Raw genomic sequence first — 26405 nt, forward strand, 5'->3', positions numbered from 1 at the left:
ACCCCGAAAACCCACCCACACAGCGAGCCCCACAACCCGAACACCGAGCAACCCGGCACAGACCGAACCGACCAACGAGGGCACGACCCCCACGACGAACCCCGAACACACAACACGAACCCCGGAACGCACAACACGATTCCCGGAATGCGCAACACGCGCCCCCGAATGCACAACACGAACTCCGGAATGCGCAACACGCGGGTTTGAGCGCAGGACACGCGGGGCGGGGCTGTCAGCCGGCTCGGGCCGCCAACCGGGAAAGTGCTCGCCGATCCAGCTCGCCGCCCAGCCTGCCGGCGAGTTCCGCCTCGGCTCCGCCCCGTGTGCCGGCCTGTTCCGCCTCGGCTCCGCCCGGTGTGCCGGCCTGTTCCGCCTCGGCTCCGCCCGGTGTGCCGGCGAGTTCCGCTTCGTCGACGGCGCCGCAGTCGAGGCCGCGCAGCACGTAGGTCGCGAGCGCCTGGGCGGTCGCGGGCTCGTCGAGTACCGCACCTTCCACGGCGCCGACGTAAGCACCCAGCCGGTCGACCGCCGACCCGAGACTCTCGCGGAAGAACGCGTACGTCGCGGCGAACCGGCTCGGCAACTGATGCGGATGCAGGTCCCAGCCCTGATAGAAGCCGCGTTCGAGGGAACGGCGAACCAGGCGCAGGTGCTCGGCCCAGCCGTCGGCGACGGCCTCGCCCACCGGCAGGCGGTTGGTCGACCCGTCGGACAGCCGCACCCCGCGGCCCGCGGCGGCGACCTGCATGAACTGCTTGGCGAAATCGGCGGCCGGGTGGTCCATGCTCTGATACGCACCCGCGATGCCGAGGCCCGCACTGTAGTCGTAGGTGCCGAAATGCAGGCCACTGCACCGGCCGTCGGCAGCCGCCACGATGGCGGGCAGCGCCACGGTGCCGTCGGCGCGCAACACCGACTGGGCGGTCTCGACCTGCACCTCGAACCGCAGTGTCCCGGCGGCGAGCCCGTGGGCCCGCTCCAGTTCGCTCAGCACGTCGGCGGCCGCCGACACCTGGTCGACGTCGGTGACCTTCGGCAGCGTCACCACGAATCCCGCCGGCGGCGGCCCGCCCAGCGCGTCCAGGAACAGATCCAGCGTGCGCAGGCCGCGGCGCCGTGTACCCGCTTCGAAGCTCTTGAACCGGATTCCGCAGAACGGCACCGGGAGTCCACCGCCGGCTCCGTCACCGCCGGCTCCGGAGACGAGTTCCCTGGCGCAGCGCACGACCTCGGCGTCCTCGACGTCGTCGCCGGGATGGCCGTAGCCGTCCTCGAAGTCGATGCGCAGATCCTCGATGGGCTCGGACGCGAGCTTGGCGCGCACTCGCCCGAGCACGTCCTCGGACGCGGGTAGTGCGTGGGCCCCGAGTACGTCGAGGGCACGCGATCCCCACTCCTCCACCAGCCCGGCGTGGAAGCGGCCGGCGGGGACGTACACGGTGTGCACGGGTTGCCGTCCGGCCGGCTCACCGGGATAGGTGGTTGCCACACGTGCATCGGACGCGGTGAGCGAAGCGTCGATGCGCGCGTAGACGTCCTCGGTGAGCCGGCCGGCGGTCACTTACTTGATCCGCTCGTAGGCGGGCAGCGTCAGGAAGTCGGCGAACTCGTCGGCCAGCGCGACCTCCTCGAACAGTTCGACCGCGGGCTGCAGCAGGTCGGGCTGGATCTCGTCGGCCAGCTCGCCCTTGATCTCGCCGAGCACGGACCGCACGAGCTCGCGGGTCACGGTCTGGCCGGAGTCGTCGAGCACGACGCCGTTCTGCACCCACTGCCACACCTGCGACCGGGAGATCTCGGCGGTCGCGGCGTCCTCCATGAGGTTGTGGATACCGGCCGCACCGTTGCCGCCCAACCAGGAGGCGATGTACCGGACGCCGACGTCCACGGCGCCCCGCAGGCCGGCCGAGGTGCACTTCGCGTCGGTCGCGGCGACATCGAGAAGCTGGTCGGCCGTGACGGACACGTCCTCGCGGAGGCGGTCGAGCTGGTTCGGCTTGTCACCGAGGACCTTGTCGAACTCCTCCCGGCACAGCCCGACCATGCCGGGGTGGGCCACCCAGGAGCCGTCGAAGCCGTCGCCGGCCTCCCGCGACTTGTCGGCGTGCACCTTGTTGGCGGCGTTCTCGGCGACGGCCGGGTCCTTACTCGGGATGAACGCAGACATGCCGCCGATGGCGAAGGCGCCGCGCTTGTGGCAGGTGCGCACGAGCAGTTCGGTGTAGGCGCGCATGAAGGGCGCGGTCATGGTGACGGCGTTGCGGTCGGGCAGGACGAACTTCTCACCGGCGTCACGGAAGTACTTGATGACGCTGAACAGGTAGTCCCAGCGGCCCGCGTTCAGGCCCGAGGCGTGTTCACGCAGCTCGTAGAGGATCTCCTCCATCTCGAACGCAGCGGGGATCGTCTCGATGAGCACCGTGGCGCGAGTCGTGCCGTGCTGCACGCCGAGCGCCTTCTCGGCGTAGGTGAACACGTCGTTCCACAGTCGCGCCTCGAGGTGGCTCTCCATCTTCGGCAGGTAGAAGTACGGCCCCTTGCCGCGGGCGAGCAGTTCCTTGGCGTTGTGGAAGAAGTGCAGGCCGAAGTCGACCAGCGCACCGACGGCCTTGCGGCCGTTGAACTCGAGGTTGCGCTCGTCGAGGTGCCAACCACGCGGGCGGACGACAATGGTGGCGTGCTCGACGTCGTCACGCAGGGCGTAGTGCTTGCCGTTCGAGTCGAGTTCGATGGTGCCGCGGATGGCGTCGGACAGGTTGATCTGCCCGTTCACGACGTTGCTCCAGTGCGGCGTGTTCGCGTCCTCGAGGTCTGCGAGCCACACCTTGGCGCCGGAGTTGAGCGCGTTGATCGTCATCTTGCGCTCGGTGGGGCCGGTCATCTCCACGCGGCGGTCGCGCAGCGCGGGCGGCGCCTCGGCGACCTGCCACTCCGATTCGCGAACCTGCTTGGTCTCGGGCAGGAAGTCCAGGCGTCCGGTGCGCTTGGCCTCCTCGCGGCGCTGCTTGCGGGCCTCGAGCAGCTGGTCACGGGTGCCGGCGAAGTTCTCGTGCAGATCGGCCACAAAGTCGAGTGCCTCCTGCGTCAGCACCTCGTCTCCGCGCTCGATCGCGTCGCCGAGCACACGAACATCAGACATGGAACACCTCAGGGAACGTCGTTGAGCATAGACCTTTTACATATCGGACTATAGTTTCTACATTACGGAAGCTCAATGTGGGCAATACTGCAGTGGGAGCGGAAGGAGCCGGGATGGCCGGGAGCGGTGGAGTACAGTCCCTCGACCGGGCTTTCGAGCTGCTGGAACGGCTCGCGGACGCGGGCGGCGAGGCGAGCCTGTCCGAACTGGCCGCGTCGTCGGGGCTGCCCCTGCCGACGATCCATCGACTGATCCGCACCCTCGTAGCGTCCGGCTACGTGCGGCAGAACGCGACCCGGCGGTACGCCCTCGGGGCACGGTTGATCCGGTTGGGCGAACAGGCGAGTCTGCAGTTCGGCACCTGGGCGCGGCCACTGCTGGCCGAACTGGTGGAGCAGGTCGGCGAGACCGCCAACCTGGCCGTTCTGGAGCGCGACGAGGTCGTCTACGTGTCACAGGCGCCGTCGAAGCACTCTATGCGGATGTTCACCGAGGTGGGACGGCGACTGCTGCCGCACGGCACGGGAGTCGGCAAGGCGCTGCTGGCGCAGCTGCCCGCCGAGGAGGTGCGCGAACTGCTGGACCGGACCGGCATGCCCGCCTACACCGAGCACACGCACACCGACACCGACACGTTCCTGGCGCACCTCGCCGAGGTCGCCGAACAGGGATACGCACTCGACGAGAGCGAGCAGGAGCTGGGCGTACGGTGCATCGCGGTGCCGGTCCCGGGCATCCCGACACCGACCGCCGTATCGGTGTCCGGGCCGGAGGGCAGGCTGACCAAGGAAGCCGTCGAGCACATCGCCCCGGCGGTCCGGCGCACCGCCGGCGCCCTGGCGGAGCAACTGCCGGGGTGACGCGTCAGCCCGGCCGAGGCCGCACCGACGAGATGAACTCCTGGAAATCCGGCCCGACGGTGCACATCTTGTCAGCCGTGGTGCCGAACGTGGCCATGTCGAGGGCGGTCAGCCCGCTGCCGCCGGCCTCCCGGAAGAGCGTCGTCCTGCCGGCGGAGTGGACAGCCCCGCGCGTCACCGAAGAGCCGCGTATCGGCCGCGATCATTCTACGTCAACGCCCGGTTCGTCGGTCGAACGTCGTGCTCGTGAACGCCTTCGCAGCGGTGCCGGGCCGCACGTCGCGGGCCGCGTGCGCAGGCTCAGCCGCGTTGCAGGCGGATCGAGGAAATGAACGACCGGAAGTCGTCGGCGAGAGAGTCCATCGTGTCGGGCCTGGCGCTGAGCGTGCTCGCCATCACAGCCGTCTTCCCTCCGCTACCGCGAAAACCGATGAACGACTGGACCGCCGCGATCTCGGTGGGCTCGCCCCGGACGGCGGACCCGGGCACCTCCCGGGCACATCCGGCGAGCGCGAGCACCGCACCCACCGCTGCCAGGCCGCACCGCACACCGCGTCGCATCCCGCACCTCCGTGTCACTCTCACGGACGCCCCGCGTCCCCGCACAGGCTGCATCCCGGCACAGGACACCGCAGTGTCACCGCGGTGCCGCAGCGTCATCGTGGTGCCGCAGCGTCATCGTGCTCGTCGGTCGGGCGCGTTCACACCCGCCTGCGCGACGTCCGGGCACTACGGCACTACTGCACTACTGCATCGGTGCGTCATCGACCTCGATCTCGAACTTCGCCTGGCTGTCCTCGACCGACGTGACCTCGACGCTCACGCCGAGCCGGGTGCCGTCCATCGCGGTCAGGGTGCACCGGGTGGTCGCACCGGTCTCCGCCTCGAGGTCGTCGGGGCATTCGACGCCTTTCGCCTCATTACCCGTGGATTCCTCCAGCGAGGACTTGACCTGCTTCTCGAGCTCATCGGACTCCACCTGCGCCGAGCAGCCGGTCAGGCCGAAAGCGGCGAGTCCGAGAACGGACAGGGCGACGAGACGTGAAACGCGAGCCATGGAAACTCCATTCAACAAGACGAAATCCCGCAGATGCCGCCGGCATCCTGCACCCGGGTGGGACTTCGCCGTTGCCGATCCGGTTCCGATGCCCGCGGTGACGCATTCCACCGCAGGGTCACCGATCACCGCCCTGTGGCTGCGCGCCGATCCGGACGTGGAAGTGTCGTGCCCCGGAGCCGGCAGCGACTGTCGGCAGCCGCTGCGGCGGGTTCAGCCCAGCAGCGCGTCGACGAACGCCGAGGGTTCGAACGGCGCCAGATCGTCCGGCCCTTCACCCAGGCCGACGAGCTTGACCGGCACACCGAGTTCGCGCTGCACCTGGAACACGATGCCGCCCTTGGCCGTGCCGTCGAGCTTGGTCAGCACCACCCCGGTGACGTCGACGATCTCGGAGAACACCCGCGCCTGCGCGAGACCGTTCTGCCCCGTGGTCGCGTCGAGCACGAGCAGCACCTCGTCGACCTTCGCCTGCTTCTCGACGACGCGCTTGACCTTGCCGAGCTCGTCCATCAGGCCGGTCTTGGTGTGCAGCCTGCCCGCGGTGTCGACCAGCACGGCGTCGACACCCGCGTCCACGCCACGTTTGACGGAATCGAACGCGACCGACGCCGGGTCGGCGCCCTCCTTGCCGCGCACCACCTCGGCACCCACACGCTGGGACCACGTCTCCAGCTGGTCGGCCGCGGCCGCGCGGAACGTGTCGGCCGCACCGAGCAGTACCTGCCTGCCCTGAGCCACGAGTACCCGCGCGAGCTTGCCGGTGGTCGTCGTCTTGCCCGTGCCGTTCACACCCGCGACCAGCACGACCGCGGGCTGCTTCTCCCCGTCGACGTCGTGCGGCAGCGCCCGCACCGAACGGTCGGCCTCCGGCGACAGCGTCTGGATGAGCACATCGCGCAACGCCGCCCGCGCATCGTCGGACGTGCGCACGCCGCGGACCGACAGCTCCTCGCGCAGCTTCTCGACGATCTCGGTGGTGGTCGACGCGCCGAGGTCGGCGACGAGGAGCGTGTCCTCGATCTCCTCCCACGAGTCCTCGTCGAGGTCACCCGCACCCAGCAGGCCGAGCAACCCCTGACCCAGCGCCGAACGCGACTTCGACAGCCGCCCCCGCAGCCGTTCGATCCGGCCGGAGGCAGGCTCCGGCTGCTCGATCTCCGGCTCCTCGGTCTCCGACTGCTCGACACCGGCCACCGGCTCCGCAGGGGCTTCGGTCTTCGAGGCTTCGGTCTTCGAGGCTTCGGTCTTCGAGGCTTCGGTCTTCGAGGCTTCGGTCTTCGAGGCTTCGGTCTTCGGGGCTTCGGTCGTGTCTCCGGGGGCCTCGGTCTCCGGGACCGCTGTCTCCGGCGATGCCGTCTCCGGGGCCGCCGTCTCCGAAGGCGTGACCTCCGGCGCAGTGACGTCCGGCGCAGTGACGTCGGGGGCAGCGGCGTCGGGTGCGGTGGCATCCGGTGCAGCAGCGTCGGGTGCAGTGGTTCCGGCAGCCGCAGCCGCGGCGCCGTCGGTCCCGCCGCGTTCCGGCTCCGTCTCGACGGGTTCGGCCGGTTCGGCGGGCTCGGGTTCTTCCTCCGTGTCCGGCAGGCCGACGTCGACGATGCCGCGCCGCGGCGTGTCGCGCGGCACGGACGCATCGTCGCCGACGCCGGGCTGGCCGTCGGTCTCGGTGCGTTCCTCGGCCGGGTGAGCAGGTGCCTCCGGCGTCGCCGTCGACGACCCGGCGGTCGCGGCCTCCCCGCCGGGAGCGAGGGAAATGCCACCCCCGGCCTGGTACCCGCCACCCTTCGGAACCTGCTTCTCCTGGTCCCGCTCCAGGCTGATCCTGCGCCTGCGGGACAGGGTCAGGCCGGCCACGAGAGCGACCACCAGCAGGGCGGCCACAACGACAACGATCCAGATCACGGCTGTGCTCGACACGCCGCCATCCTCCCACTGACGCAGTTTCCGGCCGGTGCACCCCTGGTACGCGGCGTGGGAAGTTAACGGTATCGCATCCATCTCGGCCAGAAACCCACCGAACGTGTTGCACAGCCCGACTGATGGGACTAGACCACCACCGTGTCCCCTTCGCTCCGTGTCGCCGGACTGTTGTCCGGCACCTCCGTGGACGGCATCGACGTCGCCGTCGCCGAGCTGACGACAGCCGACGGCGAGCTCGTCCTCACTCCGTGCGGCCAGTGGGAACTGGCCTACCCCGACGACCTGCGTGCCGGACTACTGGCGGCGCTGCCGCCCGCGTCGTGCAGCGCCGAAGAACTGACGAGGCTCGACACCCGCATCGGCCAGGCGTTCGCCGACGCCGTGACCCACGCCGAGCAGCAAGCCGGGACCGTCGACGTGGTCGCCTCGCTCGGCCAGACGGTGTTCCACTGGATCGACGCCGGCCGGGCACTCGGCACCCTGCAGCTCGGCCAGCCCGCCTGGATCGCCGAGCGCACGGGCCGTCCCGTCATCTCCGACCTGCGCGTGCGCGACGTGGCCGCAGGCGGGCACGGCGCGCCGCTGGCCAGCACCCTCGACGCGCTGCTGCTGCGCCCCGTCGCCGACCGGCAGGGCACTCCGGCCGTCGCGCTGAACATCGGCGGAATCAGCAACATCACCGTCGTGCCGCCGGGAGGCAACGGTCCCGTCGGCCCCGACGGGACCGACGGGGACTCCGGCACGGCCGCCGGGGACGTACTCGCCTACGACACCGGACCCGGCAACGCGCTGCTCGACCTCGCCGCCACCCAGGTCACCGGCGGCGCGGCCCGCAGTGACGTCGACGGCGCGCTCGCCGCTGCGGGCACGGTCCGCACCGACCTGCTCGACCGGCTCCTCGCCGATCCGTACTACGCGGCCCCGCCGCCCAAGTCGACGGGCAAGGAGCATTTCCACAGCACGTACCTGGCCGCAGCCCTCGGCGACCTGCCACCGGTCGGCGACACCGATCTCCTGGCGACACTGACCGAACTCACGGCCGTGACGATCGCCGACGCGTGCACCCGCCACGGCGCCACGACCGTGTACGCCTCGGGCGGCGGCGTGCACAACCCGGTGCTGATGCGCGCGCTCGGCCGTCGCCTCACCGTGCGCACGAGCGACGAGCTGGGCCTGCCCGCCGACGCGAAAGAGGCCTACCTGACGGCCGTGCTCGGCTGGCTGTCGTGGCACGGCGCCGCCGGCAACGTCCCCAGCGCCACCGGTGCCCGCGGGCCACGCGTCCTCGGCAGCATCACCCCTGGTGAGCGACCGCTCGCCCTCCCGGCCCCACCCACGTCGCCGATGTCGCGATTGCGGGTGGCCAACACGCGCGAGACACGGTAGGAGAGACCAATGCGCGCACTGGACCTCGCGATCATCGCGATCTTCCTGGTGGGAACGCCCATCCTGGGCATCCTGCTCAGCGGGAAGCAGCGATCGTCGAACGACTACTTCGTCGGCAGCCGGAAGGTTCCCTGGTGGGCCGTCACCTTCTCGGTGGTCGCCACGGAGACCTCGACGCTGACCGTGCTGAGCGTGCCGACCGTGGCCTATCTCGGGAACATCACGTACCTGCAGCTGGCGATCGGCTACCTCATCGGCCGCGTCATCGTCGCGTTCGTGCTGCTGCCGAAGTACTACGCGGGCGGGTTCGTCAGCGCGTACGGCTTCCTCGGCAAACGCTTCGGCGGTGGTCTGCAGGGCACCGCCTCGGTGACGTTCCTCGTCACGCGCCTGCTCGCGGACGGCGTTCGCCTGTTCGCCACGGCCATCCCGGTCAAACTCGTGCTCGACGGGCTCGGCCTCGACGTGTCGTACTGGGTCGTGATCGCCGCGATCGCGCTCGTGGCCGTCATCTACACCTACTTCGGCGGTATCCGCGCCGTCATCTGGGTCGACGTCGTCCAGATGAGCATCTACGTGCTCGGTGCCATCGCCGCGATCTTCGTCCTCGCGGGCAGGCTGCCCAGCGGCTGGTTCGGCGACCTCGCCGACGCGGGCAAGTTCCAGCTGTTCGAGTTCGGCTCCGACATCGTCACCGACCACTACGCGTTCATCACCGCGGTCGTGGGCGGTGCGCTGTTCGCCATGGCCTCGCACGGCGCCGACCAGCTGATGGTGCAGCGGCTGCTGGCGTGCAGGAACGTGCGGGAGAGCCAGAAGGCCGTGATCGCCAGCGGCTTCGTCGTGTTCTTCCAGTTCGCCGTGTTCCTGCTGGTCGGCGCGATGCTGTTCTCGTTCTACGGCGGGCAGAGCATCGACGCGCTGGGCCTGGCCAACCCGGACGACCTGTTCCCCCGGTTCATCCTCGAGGAGCTGCCCGTCGGCCTGTCCGGCATCCTCATCGCCGGCATCCTCTCCGCCGCCATGTCCACGATCTCCTCGTCGCTGAACTCGCTGTCGACCTCGACGATCGCCGACCTCTACGAGCGGTTCACGAAGAAGAAGATGTCCGACGCCGTGATGCTCAAGCAGGCACGGATCTGGACGGTCATCTGGGCCGTCGTGTTCGTGGTGTTCGCCTCGATGTTCACCAGCACCGACACCCCGGTCGTCGAACTCGGCCTGAGCATCGCCAGCTACACCTACGGTGCGCTGCTCGGCGCGTTCTTCCTCGGCATGATCGTCAAGAAGGCGCGGCAGACCGACGCGATCATCGCCTTCGTGTGCACCGTCGTCGTGGCCGCGGTGTTCGTCCTCGGCGTCACCTTCACCGTGGACGGCGAGGCGGTCGGTCTCGCGTTCCCGTGGTACGTCCCGCTCGGCGTGCTCGTCACGCTCGTCGTCGGCGGCCTGCTGTCGCTGCGGCACAGCGGTTCCGACCCGCACGCCACCGAGCTGGAGAAGGAAGAGGAGGAACCCGCCTGACGCACCGGCGGGCACGACGACCGGTGAAGGCCGGCCGGCGAGCGTGATCGTCGGCCGGCCTCGTCCGTGTCCGCACAACGGTGTGGGACCGAGGATCACCATGTCGGCGTATACGGAATCATCTATGGGTGCGTACACTTTCGGTATGGCCGTGACGATGCGTGTGAGCGAACAAACCCGTGAGCAGATCAACGGACTGGCCGACGAGCTCGGGGCCAAGTCGGCCGATGAGACGATCCGGCGACTGATCGATGAGCACTGGTGGAACGCTGCCATCGCCGAAACGCGCCGGTACTTCACCGAGAACCCGAGCGACGAGGACGCCGAACTCGACGAGCTCAACGCCTGGACCGACGCCGACCCGTCCGACACATGACCGCGCCGAACGTCAGGACCGGCCAGGTGTGGTTCGTGCAGCTCGACCCGACTGTCGGGCACGAACAACGAGGAGACCGGCCCGCACTCGTGATCTCGTCCCCCGAGCACCTCGCGCTGTGGAACGGCCGGGTGGCCGTCGTCGTACCGCTGACCTCGCAGCAGAAACCATTCCGGTTCCGCCCCGAAGTTGCCCCGAACAGCTGGGCCGTCTGCGATCAGCCACGGACGGTGGACACGCGACGGTTCCGCCGACACGCCCCCGAGTTGGACCCTGCACCCGACGTGCTCGCAGACGTGTGCAACATCGTCGCGAAAATGATCCACTCACCCTGACCGAATCGGCCGGCGCCGACCCGGCCGACACGTGATCGCCGGCCGGCCTTCTCAGGCCTCGATGGGCTCGGACCGGTCGCGGTCCGACGAGTCCGGTTCCGGTTCGCCCGTGTCGGCACGCATGCGCTGCGAGATCACCTTGGTGATGCCGTCGCCCTGCATGCTCACGCCGTACAGCGCGTCGCCGATCTCCATCGTCGCCTTCTGGTGCGTGATGACGATGAGCTGGGAGCTGTCGCGCAGCTGCTCCAGCAGACCGATCAGCCTGCGCATGTTCGTGTCGTCCAGCGCGGCCTCGACCTCGTCCAGCACGTAGAACGGCGAGGGCCGGGCACGGAAGATCGCCACCAGCATCCCGACCGCGACCAGCGACTTCTCACCACCGGACAGCAGCGAGAGCCGCTTGACCTTCTTGCCGGGCGGGCGGGCCTCGACGTCGACGCCGGTGGCCAGCATGTCGTTCGGATCGGTGAGCACCATGCGCCCCTCGCCCCCGGGGAACAGTACGGAGAACACGGTCTCGAACTCCCGCGCGACGTCCTCGTAGGCACTCGTGAACACCTCGAGGATCTTGTCGTCGACCTCCTGGATCACCTGCAGCAGACCCTTGCGGGTGTCCTTGAGGTCCTCGAGCTGGGTCGACAGGAATTTGTAGCGTTCCTCCAGCGCGGCGAACTCCTCGAGGGCGAGCGGATTGACCTTGCCGAGCTGGGCGAGGTCCTTCTCGGCACGCTTGGCGCGGCGCTCCTGCGTCGGCCGGTCGTACGGGATCGGCTGCGGCTCGGCGACCGACTCCCCGCGCTCCTTCGCCGCCTCGTACTCGGCGAGTTCGCCCGCTCCGGGCGGCACGTCGACGTGCGGCCCGTACTCGGTGACGAGGTCCTCCAGCCCGATGCCGAATTCCTCGGTGATCTTCGTTTCCAGCTGCTCAAGGCGGAGCCGCTGCTCGGCACGTGCCATCTCGTCCCGGTGCACGGCGTCGGTGAGCTTCTCCAGCTCGCCGGTCAGTTCCTTGACCTTGCCGCGCACCTGCGTCAGCGCTGTCTCCCGCTGCTCCCTGCGGGCCTTCACGGCGTCCCGCTCCGCAGCCGCACGCTGCAACGACGCCTCGATGCGGTCGAGCGCCACCTCGCCGCCGCCGACGACCGCCTCGGCGATCGACGCGCCGCGCTCGCGGGCGATGCGGGCCTGCTCGGCGCGCTCGCGGGCCTGCCGCTCGGCCTCGGCCTCCCGCACCAGCGCATCGGACTTGCCCGCGATGCTCCGGGCCCGTTCCTCGGCGGTCCGCAACGCCAGCCGCGCGTCGACCTCTTCCTGCCGCACCGCGGTGAGCGATTCGGCGGCCTCGTCGCGTTCGGAGGTGTCCGGGTCCTCCTCGACGGGCTGGTCCGACACCGCAGCCAGGCGGTCCTCGAGTTCGGCGAGCTGCGTGAGCACGTCCTCGCGGCTCTGCTCCACCTTCGCGCGCTGGTTCCGCAGCCGCTCGACCTCGGACTCGGCCGACCGCGCGTTCTGCTCCAGGCTGCTGAGCCGCTCGGTGGAACGCGCCTTGCGGACCTTCGCCTCGTTGAGTGCCTCCTTCGCCGCGGTGACCTCGGCCTGACGGTCGTCCTGATCGGCGCGTGCACCCTCCAGCTCCGCGGACGCCCGCTCCAGGGCACGTTCCGCGGCCGCCAGCCGGTCCTGCGCCTCGTCGACGGCGGCCTGCACCTCGATGACGCTCTCGTCCTTGGCCGATCCGCCCACGGCCCAGTGCTCGCCGAGCACGTCGCCCTCCCGCGTGACGGCGGTGACGCCGGGTTCGGCAGTGGCGAGCTCACGCGCGTCGTCCAGGTGATCGACCACGGCCACCCGGTCCAGGGCCCGCTCGACGGCTGCCCGCAGCGCGTCCGGCGCCGTGACGACCTCGCGTGCCCACCGTGCGCCACCGGGCAACGCGGGCCACGACGACGTGTCCACGGAACCGTTCGCGCCACCGAGCAGCAGGCCCGCGCGGCCGGATTCGTTGTCCTTGAGGTAACGCAGGGCCGGCAGTGCGTCCTGACCCGCCGACACAGCGACCGCGTCGGCAACCGGACCGAGCGCCGCGGCCAGCGCGACCTCGAATCCGGATTCGACGGTCAGCAGCGCGGCGACCGACCCCAGCAGGCCGGGCAGTTCGTCGGTGGCGCCGAGCAGCGCGCCTGCACCGTCCTTGCGGCTCAGGCCCATCGACAGCGCGTCGACCCTGGCCTTCTCCGACGCGATGTCCCGCTCGGCGCTGCGCTCGGCCTTGACCAGCTCGTCGACCCGCTGCTTGGCGCCGTCGACGGCCTCGACGGCGCGCTCGTGCCGTTCCTGCAGCCCGGCGTCGTCGGATTCGGAGGCCCCGCCCTCGGCGCGGGCCGCCTCCAGCTCCTCGGCGGCGGTCTCCGCACGGGCCTCGGCCTCCTCGAGCCCGGTCGTGAGCCGTTCGACCTCCTCGGCCGTGGCGTTGTTCTTGCTGCGCAGCGCCTCGACCTGGCCGGACAGCTTCGCGATGCCCTCACGGCGGTCGGCGACGGCACGCACCGCGGCCATGTGGGCACGCTCGGCCTCGGCCACCACGCGTTCCAGGTGTTCACGGCGCTCGGTCGTCTCGGACAACACGGCGCGGGCCTCGGTGACCCCCTCGTTCAGCTCCTCCTCGCGTGCGGCCGCTTCCTCGGCCTCCGCGAGCAACTCCTCCGGGTCACGGCCGGTGCCGCCGGTGTCGATCTCCTCCGACAGGTGCCGCTGCCGCTCCACGGCCAGCCGCACCGTGCCGCGCAGCCGTTCGGCCAACGACGAGAGCTTGTACCAGGTGTCCTGCGCCGCCTGCAGCATCGGCGCGTCCTCGGCGAGCGAACGCTCCAAGTCGGCCTGCTCGGAGCTGACCACCTCGAGCGCCTGCTCCACCTCGGCCCTGCGCGCGCGGGCGGCGTTCTCGTCGGCCTCCTCCTTGGCGATGGTCTCGCGCTGGGTCACCAGATCGTCGGCGTGGAGGCGCAGTCTCGCATCGCGCAGCTCCGACTGGACGGTCTGCGCCTTGCGCGCGATCTCCGCCTGTTTGCCGAGCGGTTTCAGCTGCTTACGCAGCTCCGTCGTGAGGTCGTTGAGCCGGTCCAGGTTGCCCTGCATCCCGTTGAGCTTGCGCACGGCCTTTTCCTTGCGCTTGCGATGCTTGAGCACCCCCGCGGCCTCTTCGATGAACGCCCGGCGTTCCTCGGGCTTGGCCTGCAGGATCTCCGACAGCTGCCCCTGGCCGACGATGACGTGCATTTCGCGGCCGATCCCGGAGTCCGACAGCAGCTCCTGGATGTCGAGCAGGCGGCAGCCGCTGCCGTTGATCTCGTACTCGCTGGCCCCGTCGCGGAACATCCGCCGCGTGATCGAGACCTCGGAGTACTCGATCGGCAGCGCACCGTCGGCGTTGTCGATCGTGAGGGTCACCTCGGCGCGGCCGAGCGGCGCGCGCCCCGACGTGCCGGCGAAGATGACGTCCTCCATCTTGCCGCCACGCAGGTCCTTCGCACCCTGGGTACCCATGACCCAGCGCAGCGCGTCGAGGACGTTCGACTTGCCGGAGCCGTTCGGACCGACCACGCACGTGATGCCGGGTTCGAACCGCAGCGTGGTCGCCGACGCGAACGACTTGAAGCCTTTGAGCGTCAAGTTCTTGAGATACACGCAGCGTCGACCTTTCGCTCACATCCGGGCGATCTCCGATCGGTGAATGCTACCCGGGCGCTTTCGCACACCGTCGGACGACGTCCCGGCGCGGCCGCACCCCACTCCGTGCCGATGACCACGACTCCCGACCGTCTCACCTGCCGCTTTTCGCCCCGCTCACCACATCCGGCACTGTCGTCCCCGTGGCCACGGGCGTCACGCCGGCTCCGCCCACCCACGCAGGGTCCGCCCACCCACGCAGGGTCCGCCACCGTGACGGCGCCGCCTAGGGACACCCGGCCGCTCAGCGCTCGACGAATCCCGCCAGGCCGCCTTTCGGCTCGGCCCACAGCTCCGCGACATGATCCACCCGGCCGGGCGTCCGCCCGGTGCGCAGTGCGCCGAGCAACAGTTCGCACCGCTCACGCGGGCCTTCCGCGACCACCTGCACCCGGCCGTCGGACAGGTTGGTCGCACTGCCCACCAGCTCGAGTTCGAGCGCCCGGCTGCGGGTCCACCACCGGAATCCCACGCCCTGGACCGCTCCGTGTACCCACGCGGTCATACGCACGGTGTCATTTCTGCCCGCGGTGTCGTTTCGTTCACCCACTCGCCCATGATGGGTGCTCGGTCGTCGCGGGCCCCGCCCACCCGTTTCCCGGCCACGTACCCGTCCGCCCACCTGTGTGCTCCGGCCCACTACCCGACAGTGGTAGCGTGCCGCCGTTGTCCATCCGGGTTGCCTGACCATCCGGGTTGTCTGAGTCGGTTGTCTGAGTCGGAGGAAACCGCATGGCCCCCTCGAACGGCGAAGTCGCACCCCCGCGTGAGCCGTCCGGACGCTGGCAGCGCACCGGATACCTCGCACTGGCCGCGAGCGGCCTCGTGCTGGCGACAGCCTTCGGCGCACTCGCCCAGGTCACGACCGGCGGCGAGGACCGGGCCGCCGCGGACGGCGACGAGACCTCCCGGATCGAGAACGCGGGCAACGACGGCGACACGACCGAACTCGACCAACCCGCGCCCGGCGCGACGACCGAGATGGTCGACGGCAAGCCCGTACCCGTCGAGACGTCGACGTCGGCCTCGGGCACCAGCACGACGATCAGCATCGGCCCCGACGGCACGCCCACCACCGTCGTCACGACGACCGACTACCAGCGGCCACCGTCGTCGGCCAAGGACGACCAGTCCGACGATCCCGGCACCGACGACCCTTCCGACGGCGGCGACGGCAGTGATGGCGGCAGCGGCGACGACGGCAGCGGCGACGGCGACGGCGGCGACGGCGGCGACGGCGACGGCAGCGGCGGCGACGACGGCAGCGGCGACGGCGGCGGCGACGGCGACGGCAGCGGCGACGGCGACGGCGACGGCAGCGGCGACGGCGACGGCAGCGGCGACGGCGACGGCGACGGCAGCGGCGACGGCGACGGCGGCGATGGCGACGGCAGCGGCGGCGACGACGGCAGCGGCGACGGCGACGACGGCAGCGGCGGCGACGAAACCACCACCACGGACGGCTCGAGCACCTCGAGCCGGTAGCGCCTCGGCGCACGCTCAGCGCGAGGCGGGGCTCCGGCGGGGTCTGCGCCGGCAGTGCGGGCAGAAGTAGGACGACCGGTCCGACCGGGACGGTTCGTGCCGTTCACGCGGAGTCCGGCTCCACCGATCAAGCGGACACTGTCCACGTCCCCGCCGCGGCAAATGATCGACATGGTGCGTGCCAGGGCACGCGCGTTCGTGTTGCCGTTCAGCGCGCCCGTGTCGGCACAGGATGGATCGTTGATGGGACCCACCCGGGAGAACGCACTCCTGACATGACGAGCCCGGCGAGACGCTGCTGCGAGAGCTGCGCGAGCCGTACGAAGCCCGGGTGCAAGACCTATTGAGCGAGCCTGCGAAGCACTTCCCCCACCTTGATCCCTACTCCATCACCGCGGCGCTGACGGCAGTGGGCGCTCTCGTCGAGCCGTGACCTATACGGCCCGCCGAGAGCGCTTCTCTTGTATCCATTTATGTGCATGTACACGCATGCAACCAGGGAGGATGGTCCGCCGTGTCGACCAAGATCGACGTGTCCGTCGACTACGTCCGGGCCGGAATCGGAGCCGTCGGCGCAGCACCTCTCGGACCCGTCTTCTTCGGCGAGACACCCACTCCGGTGACGGAGTTCTGGCTGGCGGTGATCACCGCGGGAGTCATCTGGCTCAAGCTCGCCGACAACCCCCGGCTCGACTCGCACCGCACGCAGGAGTCGTCATGAGGTACGCGTTGTTGACCACCGCGTCGCAGGACCCCGCCCGCAGCATCGCAGTGACCGCGGGCGGGGGCTTCGCCGCGTTCTACGTCTTCTACGCATCAGCCCCGGTGGCGTTCGCCGCCGCGGCACCCGGTCCGGGGACGCGGGTTGCGGCGGCGATGGTCCTCGTCATCGCCGTCCAGCCGGTCATCCTGATCGCACGCCGCTGGGCCCGGCACAGACGCCGTACCGTGATCGCCTCCGTAGCGTTGATGTGCGCTGGAAGCGCGGTCCTGCCGTGGGCCGGTCACTGGGCCGGCCAATCGCTCCTCGCGCTCGGGTTCGGCGCGTTCGTCGTCACCAGCACCGCTTGGGCGAAGGAAGCGGTCCCGCCGCAGCAGGTCGGACGCTCCCTCGGGCTCTACGGCTTCGGAGCAGCAGCCGGCGGCGCACTCGGAGCGCCCATCGGCCTCACTATGGCCGACCGCTTCGGTATTACGGGTGTGGCGGTGGCCGGTGCCGTGTTCGCCGCTGCCTCCCTGTTTCCGGCGGCCCGAGCAAGTGCGCCGGCGGTGTCGGCGGTGCCGGCTGCACCGGCCGAGAGTCTGTCGGCACTCGACAATCCGCGCCCCGACCACTCCGACACGGAACCAGCAGCGCTCGGTGGAGCCGTCGGCGCAGCCCTCGGTGTCGCCGGACACCTGCTCGCGGTGGCCGCCTACGCGTTCGCGCTCTCCGGCATCACGGATATCCCGGCGTCCGGAGGGCAGGGATCAGCGCTGGTCATCGCCGCGGCGAAGGTGAGGAGTCCACGTCACCGGCACGGACTCAGCGGTGACACCGACTCGGGCTGAACAGCATGCCACCGGTCGAGGTCGCGATGGATCCGTCAGCAAGCTCGTGCGCCGCAACGTCCAGTGCCGCCGGACTCTACGTTGACGTAGAGGGCGTCCAGGACGAGATTCCGGAATCGCGATACGGAGATCGCCCGCAGGAGCAGGACAGGTGCCCGATTACCTCGGTTTTCGCTGACAGGACGGGCAAAAATAGCTCGAGCGGTTCGTGAATCGTTCGCGTCCGATCGGTGTTCCGCACCTCTTGCACGGGTGACCCTCAAGCCCATAGACACTCAAGCTCCGCGCGAAATAACCGGACGCGCCGTTGACGTTGACGTAGAGCGCGTCGAACGAGGTACCGCCCGCGTCGAGCGCGTCGGTCATGACCTCGCTGGCAGCGGTGAGAACCAGTTCGCCCTGCGCGCGGGTGAGCCGTCCGGCGGGGCGAGCGCCGTGCAGGCGCGCCCGCCACAGCGCCTCGTCTGCGTAGATGTTGCCGATGCCCGACACGAGCGTCTGGTCGAGCAGCGCCCGTTTGATCTCGGTGCGCTTGCCGCGCAGGGACGCGACCGCGGCGGCGAGGTCGAACCGCGGGTCCATCGGATCGCGGCCGATGTGGGCGACGCTCGAGGGCACGAGGGTGCCGTCGACGTCGGCGAGGTCGTCGAGTGCGAGCCCGCCGAACGTACGCTGGTCGACGAACCGCAGTTCGGGACCGTCGTCGGCGAAACGGATGCGCACGCGCAGGTGCTTCTCGTCGGGTGCCGACGCGGGCTGGACGAGTAGTTGGCCGCTCATGCCCAGGTGGGCGAGCATCGCCTCACCGTCGGCGAGGTCCAGCCACAGATATTTGCCGCGCCTGCGGGCCGCGGCGATCTTCATGCCCGTGAGCCTGCCCGCGAAGTCCTCGGCGCCCGGCACGTGCCTGCGGATCGCCCGCGGGTGCAGCACGTCGACCGACGTGATCACGCGGCCTGCGACGTGCCGTTCGAGACCGGCACGCACGACCTCGACCTCGGGAAGTTCAGGCACGCGCTGCTCCGAGCAGGATCAGGAGGACGCCTCGTCCTCGGCGTCGAGCTCCGCGGACAGCGCACGCCACGCCGTTTCGGCGGCCTTCTGCTCGCCTTCCTTCTTCGTCGTCCCGCTGCCGCTGCCGAGATCGCGGCCACCGACGTACACCGTGGCCGTGAACTCCTTGCGGTGGTCGGGCCCGGTGTCCTCGACCTTGTACTCGGGCACGCCGAGCCCCGCCGACGCGGTCAGCTCCTGCAGACTGGTCTTCCAGTCCAGGCCGGCTCCGCGCAGCGGCGCCTCCTCGAGCAGCTGCCCGAACAGGCGGTGGACGAGCTCCCGCGCGGTCTCGATGCCGTGCGCGATGTAGGTCGCACCGATGACGGCCTCGAGCCCGTCGGCCAGGATGCTCGCCTTGTCGCGACCGCCCGTCAGCTCCTCCCCTTTACCGAGGAGCAGGTACGTGCCGAGGCCGCCGTCACCGAGACCGCGGGACACGCCCGCGAGCGCGTGCATGTTGACGACGCTGGCACGCAGTTTCGCCAGCTGCCCTTCCGGAAGGTCGGGATGCTTGCGATACAGGTGATCGGTCACCACCAGGCCCAGCACCGCATCGCCGAGAAACTCGAGTCGCTCGTTCGGCAACAGGCCACCGTTCTCGTACGCGTACGAGCGGTGCGTCAGAGCCAGTGTCAGCAGTTCGCTGTCGAAGTCGACACCGAGCGCTTCGAGCAGCGGTGCGGGATCCGTAGCCGGGCCTGCCGGTGCCTTACCCCCCATCTCGCGGAACCTCAGGCCGGCTCGACGACCTGCCGGCCGGCGTACTGACCGCACTCGGGGCAGGCGACGTGCTGCGGCTTCTTGGCCTTGCAGGCGCGGTTGGAGCACTCCACGACGTGCACCGGCTTCGCCTTCCACTGCGAACGGCGGGCGCGGGTGTTGGAGCGCGACATCTTCCGCTTGGGGACAGCCACGGCTGATTCTCCTCATCAAAATCTGCCCGCGATCGCGCGAGCTGTTTGCTCGAAACTCCGGGGTGGGGTGCGGCACCGCCGTGCGGTGTCACCGGTCCGAGTCGTCGGCTCCTTCATCTGCACGGTCACTCGGGGCGTCGGAGACGTCCTCCATGTCCTGCAGTCGGTCGACGAGCGCGGCCCACCGAGGATCTATCGTCTCATGTCCGTGTCCGGACTCGAGATCGGCCCACTTCACGCCGCATCCGGCGCACAGTCCGGCGCAGTCGTCGCTGCACAGCGGCACCAGCGGAAGCGCGAGCACGAGCTGGTCCCTGATCACCGGTTCCAGGTCGACACGGTCGTCGACGACCCGGCTGACCTCGTCCTCGTCGGCGGTCTCGTCGGTCGTCGAATCGGGATAGGCGAACAGCTCCGTGACGTCGATCGCCACGTCGCCGGTGATCGGGTCGAGACACCGCGAGCACTGGCCGGTGGTCGAGGCGCTCGCCGTGCCGGTGACCAGCACGCCTTCGACGACCGACTCCAGGAGCAGGTCGACAGCGATCGCGGCGCCGGAGGGCACGGTGACCACGTCGGGCACGCCCAGCGGCTCGGTGACGGGAATGTCCCGCTGCACCGGCCGGCTGGCGCCGGGACGGCGGCCCAGCTCGTGCGTGTCGATCACCCACGGGCTGCGGTGGTCGGCGCGCTCGGAGCTCGGATTCGGGGAACGTTCGTCAGACATCGGATTTCTCGGTTCGAGGGTTTCGGACGGCCGTACGGGCGATCACGGCGGGCGCGAGGCGCATCAATCCAGCCTACGCGAGCAGGGCGAATCCGTTCCGCGCGGCCGTCCGGCGCCCGGACCCGGGGCAGAGCCGACGGGACGTCAACAGGACAGAGTCGACGGGGCCGCGTGTCAGCAGCCACCCGTCGAGCACACGCGTCGCGTAGTCACCCACTGCGCAGTCACCCGTTGCACGGCCGTTGTCGAGCGGCCGCGCGTCCGGGGCGAACGTGCGCCCTTGTTTCAGTGGGACTGGAAGTCGTAGAAGCCGCGACCGCCGGCACCCGGGGCGTAGGCACCGGAGCCCGACCCGTTGTAGCCGGAACCACCGGAACTGCCCGAACCGCTGTACGAGCCGCCGCCGCGGAGGTGGTTGCGGCCGGAGTCGACGGTGCGCAGCGTCGTGGACAACAGCTCGGAGAACTCGGCGAGCTTGTTGTCGACGTAGGCGTCGCAGTCGCTCCGCTGTTTGTCGGCCTCGCCGTGGGCCTCGTCGACGATGCGGGAGGCCTCGCCGTGGGCGGCCTGGACGACCTCGGTCTGTGCGACGAGCCGGGCCTGTTCGGTGCGGCCCTCCTCGACGGAGCGGTCGTAGGCGTCCCTGCCCGCCTGGACCATCCGCTCGGATTCGGTCCGCGCGCGCTCGGTCAGGTCGTGGTACTCGGCCTGACCTGCCGAGACGGTGCGCTCGGCCTCGGACTGCGCGTCGGCGACGAGCTGTTCGGCCTTGGCGCGCGCCTCGGAGACGAGGCGCTCCGCCTCCGCGGTCGCCTCGGACACGGTGCGTTCGGCCTGCTCGTTGGCGTTCGAGACCGTCGATTCGGCCTCGCTGCGCGCGGTCTGCACGACCTCGTCGCGCTTGTCGAGCACGTCCTGCGCGTCGTCGACCTCGGTGGGCAGCGCCTCGCGGATGTCGTCGAGCAGCTCGAGCGCATCCCCTCGTGGCACCACACAGCTCGAGGTCATCGGCACACCCCGCGCCTCTTCGACGATCGTGACGAGCTCGTCGAGCGCCTCGAACACCCGGTACACGGCAACTCCCTGAAACTTGATCGTGGCCTGCTGCCCAGTGTGCCGGTCCGGGCGCCGGTTTTCGGTGACCGGGCGCGGCCCGGGCGTGTCAGACCCCGCCCGGGTTCGCTGCCCCGAAGGGCACCTTCGGGGCACTCAACGCCCCCAAGGTGCCCTTCGGGGCAAAAAATGAGGGGCCGGAGACGTCAGTCGCGTTCGGCGAGCCGGGCGAGGAGACGTTCGTGCACCACCGGCGGCACCATGTCCGTCACGTCCCCGCCGTAGGTCGCGACCTCCTTGACCAGGGAGCTGGACAGGAAGCTGTACGACGGGTTGTTCGACATCAGCAGGGTTTCGACACCGGAGATCTCCCGGTTCATCTGGGCCATCTGCAGTTCGTAGTCGAAGTCGCTGACCGAGCGCAGGCCCTTGACGATCGACTGGATGCCCTGCTCCTTGCAGTAGTCCGTGAGCAGACCGTGCCAGGAGTCGACCCGCACGTTGGGGAGCTGCGCCGTCGCGTCCTGCAGCAGTTGCATGCGCTCGGAGATCGTGAACATGCCCTGTTTGCTCTTGTTGACCAGCACCGCGACGACGACCTCGTCGAACAGGTTCGCCGCCCGTTCGATCACGTCCAGGTGCCCGTTGGTCGCCGGATCGTAGGAACCGGGACATACCGCTCGTCGCATGGCACAGAACCCTAACCGCGATGCCGAGCACCGCTGCTCGCATGATCGAAGGACGGGCGGACGGTAGCAATCCCCCACCCGCACCGGGCGAGGATGTGGCCGATCTCCGTCTGCCGGGGTGCCGGTATCACCGCACGGTGCGGGGCGTCAGTCGCCGTCGCCCACCGTGCGCTCGGCCGCCTCGGTGTCGGCGTCGGGGGTGTCGGCGTCGGCCTCCGCCCGGAACAGCGCGGCTCCGCCATAGCGTTTGGTACGCAGCGGTGCGAGGCCCGCCGGCCAGTCGGGAGCGCCGTCCCGCACCGCCCGTTCCACGACGACGAGCGCCCGGTCCGCCAGCCAGCCACCGCCGACGAGGCCGGTCAGTACGCCGGCGAGCGCAGTACCGGCCAGCGCATACGGCGGATCGACCAGCACGACGTCGAACGGTTCGCGGCCGCGCTCGGCGACGACCGCCTCGACCGCGGCATGGCGGACACGTCCGCCGAGTCCGACGGCGGCGAGGTTGGCGCGCAGCACCTCGGCGGCACGGCGGTCCGACTCGACGAACAGCGCGTCGGCGGCACCGCGCGAGAGCGCTTCGAGCCCGAGCGCGCCGGAGCCGGCGTAGAGGTCGAGCACGCGCGCCTCGTCGAGGTCACCGGCGGTTTCGAGGGAGTTGAACAGGGCTTCACGCACCCGTTCGGACGTCGGCCGCGTCGTACGCGGCGGTACCCGCAGGGTGCGTCCACCCGCTCGCCCGGCCACGATCCTGGTCACACCCCGATCCTAAACAGTCACGCGAAGCGTGTCCGGTTGGGCGGTGGCGGGAGACGGGCGGGCCCTAGACAGTCACGCGAAGCGTGTCCGCCGGGGTGCCACCCGGCCGGGCGCCACCGGTCCGTCCCCGAACGGCTCGCAGGCCCGGCAAGGGTGGCGAGTGTGACTCTCGACCGGACCTTGTGCTGCCCGGCTCCGGACTCGCGTATTGTCGTTCTTCCCCTTCCCGGCGATTTGGCGGCAGGAGCGCGTCAGTGGCGGAACCTCGGGTCAGACGGGCCGAGATCGCGATCGAACAGTCCCACGTGGACCGGGTGTACCGCCGGCTCGGTGAACTCCGGAGCCAGGCCGAGGACATGCGCGCGAAGGGCTACGAAATCGGCCACGGTGCACAGCGTGAAGCCGTGTTCGAGCAGGCGTCGATGCTGTTCGAGCGGGACATGATGGTGTTCCACGCGAACCAGACCCTGCAGTCGCTCGACGCCGAGTACGAAGGCCTGGTGTTCGGCAAGCTGGACCACACCGGTTCCGAACCCGTGTACGTGGGCAGGCTCGGCATCCGCGACGCCGATTTCGAGAACCTCGTCACCGACTGGCGTGCGCCCGCGGCGGCCGCGTTCTACCAGGCCACGGCCGAGGCCCCGATGGACGTCGTACGGCGGCGGGTGATCCGCTGCTCCGGGCAGCAGGTGCTGGATGTCGACGACGACGTGCTGATGCCCGGGTCGGTACCCGACGACATGCCGGTGGTCGGTGAGGGTGCGCTGATGGCGGCCCTCGGCAGGGCACGCGGCGAGAAGATGCGCGACATCGTCGCCACCATCCAGAAGGAACAGGACGAGGTGATCCGTGCGCCGTGGCGCGGCGTCACGGAGATCACCGGCGGCCCCGGCACCGGGAAGACGGCCGTGGCACTGCACCGCGCGGCGTATCTGCTGTACCGCTACCGCAAGCAGCTGGGCGGGGCGGGCGTGCTCGTGGTCGGCCCGTCCGGGGTGTTCACGTCCTACATCTCACGGGTACTGCCGTCGATGGGCGAGACGAACGTCGAGCTGCGGGCACTGGGCGAGGTCCTGGACGGACTGGAGGCGACCCGGCACGATCCCGCTCCCCTGGCTGCGGTCAAGGGGTCGCTGCGGATGCGGAAGGTCCTGCAGAAGGCCGTCCGCGACGCGGTGCCGGAGGCGCCGGACGAGCTGCGCATCGTCTACAAGGGCGAGGTCCTCAAGCTCGGAGCCAAGGAGCTGGACAAGGCGCGCAAGAAGGTGCATTCGGCGGGCGGACCGCCGAACCGGTCGCGGGTGCGGGCGGCGGAGACGCTACTGGGGATGCTGGCCGACAAGGCCGAGGAGAACACGACCGCGGGCGGGCCGCAGCTCGACCGCGCCGACGTGATCCGCGACGTCGGCGAGCGGATCGAGTTCCACCGGTTCCTCGTGACGTGGTGGCCGGTGCTGTACCCGGCGCAGGTATTGCGCCGGCTGGGCGATGACGACCGGCTGGCGCGTGCGGCGAAGAACGTCCTCACGGGCGACGAGGTCGCGCTGCTGGCGGACTCGCTGCGCGGTGACGGGGACGACTGGACCGTGGCGGACGTGGCACTGCTCGACGAGATCCGCGTGCTGATCGGTCCGCCGCCGAAGCGCAGGAAACAGCGCGCACAAGACATCGAGCTGGACGCCGAGCAGACGCGTGATTCGGACGATCCGGCCCGGACGCGTAGTACGCGGCCCGCGCACTACGACGAGTACTCGCACATCGTCGTCGACGAGTCGCAGGACCTGTCACCGATGCAGTGGCGGATGCTCGGCAGGCGCGGGGCGCAGGCGAGCTGGACGATCGTGGGCGATCCGGTGCAGAGCTCGTGGCCGGATCCCGACGAGGCCGAGCAGGCACGCGGCCAGGCGTTCGGGGCGAAGACGAAGCACCGCCGGTACACGCTGCGCACGAACTACCGGAACTCGGCGGAGATCTTCGACCTGGCGGCCCGGGTGGTCTCGGGGCGGGGCGCCGACGACGGCGATCTGCCGAACGCGGTGCGCACGACCGGTCTGGAACCGGAGATCCGCGCGGTCGAGGCCCACGACCGCGAAACCGTGGTGCACGCGTCGGTGAAGGAGCTGCTGGACGCCGTCGACGGGACGGTCGGCGTCATCTGCGCGATGGACCGCGTGCCCGAGGTGGAGCGCTGGCTGGCCGGGCAGTCGGAGGACCGGCTCAAGGTCGTCGGCAGCCTCGATTCGAAGGGCCTCGAATACGACGCGGTGGCGCTCGTGGAGCCGACCGAGCTGATCGCCGAATCACTCACCGGCAGGCGGGTGTTGTACGTGGCCCTCACCCGGGCGACACAGCAGCTGACGATCATCGCCTCCGACGACGACTGGCGCTGAGGACCGGATTCGCCGTGGCCGGCGGCTCCGCCGCGGCGACGTCGCTGCGCCGTTCCCGCGACCCTGCCCTGTCGCCCGCACGCGCGCCGAGGTGATCATCACCACCGCGGACCACGACCACGCCGGCCGGGCATGCCCCCACGAACTTGTGTCCTCGATCACTCGGCGCGATGTGTAACCCGAACCGGTTACGATGCGGTTTGGTGTGCGCTCGACGTGACCAGGCGTAATGGGGAGGTGCCAATGGGTGAGCCACTGGGCCGCGATTGGGGTTCGGATTACGATCGCCACCGCGCGATCGATGATGACGAGTGGTTGACCGGCGCCGCCCCACGGCACCGGCAACAGCAGCTGCCGTCCGACGCGCCCGACCCTGCGGCCGCCCGGCACACCGGCACGAGCGGCCGGCACGCCCTCCCCGATCCCGACGACGTCCCGCCTGCGCCGGACAGCGGCGCGTTCCCCGACGGCCCCGCATTCCCCGGGAGCGGCGGATTCCCCGACGGCGCCGCATTCCCCGACGGCGCCGCATTCCCCGACGGCGCTGTCACCCCGGACGGCACCGCCGTCTCCGACAGCGCCGCCACCCCTGCGGAGCCGGAACCCGCCGAACCGGAGTCGACCGGCGACCGGGTCCACACCGACACGACCGTGCGCGACACGGTCCAGCGCGCACTCGCCGTACACCGCCTGCTCAACGGACAGACGCCACCCTCGCCCGATCCGCTGCCCGCACTGCGCCGGATTCCGCTGCCGGACGTCGAGCCGCCGCGTACCGACCTGGTCAAGACGCTCGTCAAGCGCCGCTCCTGGGACGTGTTCGCCCACCGCGGTCTGGACCTCGCGGCGCTGAGCGGGCTGCTGCGGTTCGCGCTCGGCGTGCAGCGGTTCGAACCGGCCTACGGGTCCGAGCACCACCCGATGGGAATGGCGCCGAGCGGCGACGGACTGGACCTGTTGCGGGCCTACGTCCTGATCCGCGGCACCGACGCCCTCGAGCCGGGCGTGTACCGCTACGAGGCCATGGCGCACGAGCTCGTCCGGCTCACCACGGCCGATCCGGTGCGGTCACTCCAGCAGGTGTACTGGCAGCCGGAATTCGCCGCGGCGCCGGTCACGATGGCACTGACCACGCAGATGGACGTCGCGTACGAGCGCAAACCGTTGCGGCACTACCGGACGATGCACGTCGACTCCGGCATCGCGGTGCAGAACGTGTACCTCATCGCGACCGCACTGGGCCTGGCCTGCTGCGCGGTGTCCGATTTCGACGACGCCAACCTGTCCCAGCTGCTCGGAGTCCCCGAATCCGAGATCCCGACGATGCTCATTCCGGTCGGCCATCCACCGGAATAGCGCCTGCGGCCGTCGTCCCGCCCGCGCCGCCGCGCGGGCGAGACGCCCCGGGGGCCACGCCCCGTCTCCCATCACCCGCCCGAGCGGTCACGCTCCGCG

Annotated in this window: 25 protein-coding genes; 10 read left to right on the forward strand and 15 right to left on the reverse strand. The window is 70.2% G+C overall.

Annotated features, from left to right (window positions below; all coding sequences use genetic code 11):
• Positions 1-235 precede the first annotated feature (235 nt).
• Both LY41_RS04405 and aceB read right to left on the reverse strand, forming a co-directional pair.
• Positions 236-1564: a DUF6986 family protein gene (locus LY41_RS04405; protein ID WP_253862504.1), complete on the reverse strand. Its 1329-nt coding sequence runs from the start codon at positions 1562-1564 to the stop codon at positions 236-238.
• Complete coding sequence (gene aceB / locus LY41_RS04410) at positions 1565-3142, reverse strand: malate synthase A (RefSeq protein WP_253862505.1); 1578 nt, start codon at positions 3140-3142, stop codon at positions 1565-1567. It abuts the gene before it with no gap.
• Between the two features lie 113 nt (positions 3143-3255).
• On the opposite strand from aceB, the gene LY41_RS04415 reads away from it, so the two are divergent.
• Entirely contained in the window at positions 3256-4002 is a 747-nt protein-coding gene (locus LY41_RS04415; RefSeq protein ID WP_253862506.1) for an IclR family transcriptional regulator, read from the forward strand.
• Between the two features lie 4 nt (positions 4003-4006).
• On the opposite strand, the gene LY41_RS04420 is transcribed toward LY41_RS04415, so the two are convergent.
• The 4 genes from LY41_RS04420 to ftsY all read right to left on the reverse strand — a co-directional run bounded on the left by LY41_RS04420 (position 4007) and on the right by ftsY (position 6976).
• Positions 4007-4180, reverse strand: a complete 174-nt coding sequence (locus LY41_RS04420; protein WP_253862507.1) for a hypothetical protein — start codon at positions 4178-4180, stop codon at positions 4007-4009.
• 122 nt (positions 4181-4302) lie between these two features.
• Positions 4303-4563, reverse strand: coding sequence for a hypothetical protein (locus LY41_RS04425; RefSeq protein WP_253862508.1), 261 nt, complete (start codon positions 4561-4563; stop codon positions 4303-4305).
• Positions 4564-4747: 184 nt separating this feature from the next.
• Positions 4748-5059, reverse strand: coding sequence for a DUF4333 domain-containing protein (locus LY41_RS04430; RefSeq protein ID WP_253862509.1), 312 nt, complete (start codon positions 5057-5059; stop codon positions 4748-4750).
• Positions 5060-5272: 213 nt separating this feature from the next.
• Positions 5273-6976, reverse strand: coding sequence for a signal recognition particle-docking protein FtsY (ftsY, locus tag LY41_RS04435; protein WP_253862510.1), 1704 nt, complete (start codon positions 6974-6976; stop codon positions 5273-5275).
• 141 nt (positions 6977-7117) lie between these two features.
• Between ftsY and LY41_RS04440 the strand changes: the two genes are divergently transcribed.
• From LY41_RS04440 to LY41_RS04455, 4 genes are all read left to right on the forward strand, one after another.
• Positions 7118-8365 carry an anhydro-N-acetylmuramic acid kinase gene (locus LY41_RS04440; protein WP_253862511.1) on the forward strand — a complete coding sequence of 416 codons (1248 nt, stop codon included), beginning with the start codon at positions 7118-7120 and terminating at the stop codon, positions 8363-8365.
• 9 nt (positions 8366-8374) lie between these two features.
• Positions 8375-9889 carry a sodium:solute symporter gene (locus tag LY41_RS04445; protein ID WP_253862512.1) on the forward strand — a complete coding sequence of 505 codons (1515 nt, stop codon included), beginning with the start codon at positions 8375-8377 and terminating at the stop codon, positions 9887-9889.
• Positions 9890-10034: 145 nt separating this feature from the next.
• Entirely contained in the window at positions 10035-10265 is a 231-nt protein-coding gene (locus tag LY41_RS04450) for a hypothetical protein (RefSeq protein WP_253862513.1), read from the forward strand.
• Positions 10262-10600: a type II toxin-antitoxin system PemK/MazF family toxin gene (locus tag LY41_RS04455; RefSeq protein ID WP_253862514.1), complete on the forward strand. Its 339-nt coding sequence runs from the start codon at positions 10262-10264 to the stop codon at positions 10598-10600. The genes LY41_RS04450 and LY41_RS04455 overlap by 4 nt, the downstream gene beginning before the upstream one ends.
• A gap of 51 nt (positions 10601-10651) precedes the next feature.
• Here the strand turns inward: LY41_RS04455 and smc are convergent, their stop codons facing one another.
• Positions 10652-14287 (reverse strand): chromosome segregation protein SMC, encoded by a 3636-nt coding sequence (gene smc, locus LY41_RS04460; RefSeq protein ID WP_253862515.1) that lies wholly within the window; start codon positions 14285-14287, stop codon positions 10652-10654.
• Positions 14288-14573: 286 nt separating this feature from the next.
• Positions 14574-14879, reverse strand: a complete 306-nt coding sequence (locus tag LY41_RS04465; RefSeq protein WP_308292200.1) for an acylphosphatase — start codon at positions 14877-14879, stop codon at positions 14574-14576.
• 182 nt (positions 14880-15061) lie between these two features.
• On the opposite strand from LY41_RS04465, the gene LY41_RS04470 reads away from it, so the two are divergent.
• The 3 genes from LY41_RS04470 (at position 15062) to LY41_RS04480 (ending at position 17365) form a co-directional block, all read left to right on the forward strand.
• Positions 15062-15814 carry a hypothetical protein gene (locus tag LY41_RS04470; protein WP_253862516.1) on the forward strand — a complete coding sequence of 251 codons (753 nt, stop codon included), beginning with the start codon at positions 15062-15064 and terminating at the stop codon, positions 15812-15814.
• Positions 15815-16328: 514 nt separating this feature from the next.
• On the forward strand, positions 16329-16535 hold the full coding sequence (locus LY41_RS04475) for a DMT family transporter (protein WP_253862517.1): 207 nt from the start codon (positions 16329-16331) through the stop codon (positions 16533-16535).
• Positions 16532-17365, forward strand: coding sequence for a hypothetical protein (locus tag LY41_RS04480; protein ID WP_253862518.1), 834 nt, complete (start codon positions 16532-16534; stop codon positions 17363-17365). The genes LY41_RS04475 and LY41_RS04480 overlap by 4 nt, the downstream gene beginning before the upstream one ends.
• Before the next feature lie 159 nt (positions 17366-17524).
• Here the strand turns inward: LY41_RS04480 and mutM are convergent, their stop codons facing one another.
• The 7 genes from mutM to rsmD all read right to left on the reverse strand — a co-directional run bounded on the left by mutM (position 17525) and on the right by rsmD (position 22560).
• On the reverse strand, positions 17525-18379 hold the full coding sequence (gene mutM / locus LY41_RS04485; protein ID WP_253862519.1) for a bifunctional DNA-formamidopyrimidine glycosylase/DNA-(apurinic or apyrimidinic site) lyase: 855 nt from the start codon (positions 18377-18379) through the stop codon (positions 17525-17527).
• An 18-nt stretch (positions 18380-18397) separates the two neighbouring features.
• On the reverse strand, positions 18398-19141 hold the full coding sequence (rnc, locus tag LY41_RS04490) for a ribonuclease III (RefSeq protein WP_253862520.1): 744 nt from the start codon (positions 19139-19141) through the stop codon (positions 18398-18400).
• An 11-nt stretch (positions 19142-19152) separates the two neighbouring features.
• On the reverse strand, positions 19153-19335 hold the full coding sequence (gene rpmF / locus LY41_RS04495; protein ID WP_253862521.1) for a 50S ribosomal protein L32: 183 nt from the start codon (positions 19333-19335) through the stop codon (positions 19153-19155).
• An 88-nt stretch (positions 19336-19423) separates the two neighbouring features.
• Complete coding sequence (locus tag LY41_RS04500) at positions 19424-20062, reverse strand: YceD family protein (protein ID WP_253862522.1); 639 nt, start codon at positions 20060-20062, stop codon at positions 19424-19426.
• A gap of 285 nt (positions 20063-20347) precedes the next feature.
• Positions 20348-21136, reverse strand: coding sequence for an SPFH domain-containing protein (locus LY41_RS04505; protein WP_253862523.1), 789 nt, complete (start codon positions 21134-21136; stop codon positions 20348-20350).
• A gap of 185 nt (positions 21137-21321) precedes the next feature.
• Positions 21322-21804 (reverse strand): pantetheine-phosphate adenylyltransferase, encoded by a 483-nt coding sequence (gene coaD / locus LY41_RS04510; RefSeq protein ID WP_253862524.1) that lies wholly within the window; start codon positions 21802-21804, stop codon positions 21322-21324.
• Positions 21805-21951: 147 nt separating this feature from the next.
• Complete coding sequence (gene rsmD / locus LY41_RS04515; RefSeq protein ID WP_253862525.1) at positions 21952-22560, reverse strand: 16S rRNA (guanine(966)-N(2))-methyltransferase RsmD; 609 nt, start codon at positions 22558-22560, stop codon at positions 21952-21954.
• 254 nt (positions 22561-22814) lie between these two features.
• Between rsmD and LY41_RS04520 the strand changes: the two genes are divergently transcribed.
• Positions 22815-24950 (forward strand): HelD family protein, encoded by a 2136-nt coding sequence (locus LY41_RS04520; protein ID WP_253862526.1) that lies wholly within the window; start codon positions 22815-22817, stop codon positions 24948-24950.
• 243 nt (positions 24951-25193) lie between these two features.
• Positions 25194-26306: a SagB/ThcOx family dehydrogenase gene (locus tag LY41_RS23790; protein WP_308292201.1), complete on the forward strand. Its 1113-nt coding sequence runs from the start codon at positions 25194-25196 to the stop codon at positions 26304-26306.
• Positions 26307-26405: the final 99 nt, after the last annotated feature.

This window comes from Prauserella halophila (genome assembly GCF_024171895.1).
GTDB classification, from domain to species: Bacteria; Actinomycetota; Actinomycetes; order Mycobacteriales; family Pseudonocardiaceae; genus Prauserella; species Prauserella halophila.

Bases quoted from the DNA above. Each gene is read 5' to 3' on its own strand.
- LY41_RS04415 (WP_253862506.1), top strand. From the start codon at position 3,256: ATGGCCGGGAGCGGTGGAGTACAGTCCCTCGACCGGGCTTTCGAGCTG.
- LY41_RS04500 (WP_253862522.1), bottom strand. From the start codon at position 20,062: ATGTCTGACGAACGTTCCCCGAATCCGAGCTCCGAGCGCGCCGACCAC.
- LY41_RS04470 (WP_253862516.1), top strand. From the start codon at position 15,062: ATGGCCCCCTCGAACGGCGAAGTCGCACCCCCGCGTGAGCCGTCCGGA.
- aceB (WP_253862505.1), bottom strand. From the start codon at position 3,142: ATGTCTGATGTTCGTGTGCTCGGCGACGCGATCGAGCGCGGAGACGAG.
- coaD (WP_253862524.1), bottom strand. From the start codon at position 21,804: ATGCGACGAGCGGTATGTCCCGGTTCCTACGATCCGGCGACCAACGGG.
- LY41_RS04480 (WP_253862518.1), top strand. From the start codon at position 16,532: ATGAGGTACGCGTTGTTGACCACCGCGTCGCAGGACCCCGCCCGCAGC.
- LY41_RS04425 (WP_253862508.1), bottom strand. From the start codon at position 4,563: ATGCGACGCGGTGTGCGGTGCGGCCTGGCAGCGGTGGGTGCGGTGCTC.
- LY41_RS04455 (WP_253862514.1), top strand. From the start codon at position 10,262: ATGACCGCGCCGAACGTCAGGACCGGCCAGGTGTGGTTCGTGCAGCTC.
- LY41_RS23790 (WP_308292201.1), top strand. From the start codon at position 25,194: ATGGGTGAGCCACTGGGCCGCGATTGGGGTTCGGATTACGATCGCCAC.
- LY41_RS04430 (WP_253862509.1), bottom strand. From the start codon at position 5,059: ATGGCTCGCGTTTCACGTCTCGTCGCCCTGTCCGTTCTCGGACTCGCC.
- rnc (WP_253862520.1), bottom strand. From the start codon at position 19,141: ATGGGGGGTAAGGCACCGGCAGGCCCGGCTACGGATCCCGCACCGCTG.
- LY41_RS04450 (WP_253862513.1), top strand. From the start codon at position 10,035: ATGGCCGTGACGATGCGTGTGAGCGAACAAACCCGTGAGCAGATCAAC.
- LY41_RS04445 (WP_253862512.1), top strand. From the start codon at position 8,375: ATGCGCGCACTGGACCTCGCGATCATCGCGATCTTCCTGGTGGGAACG.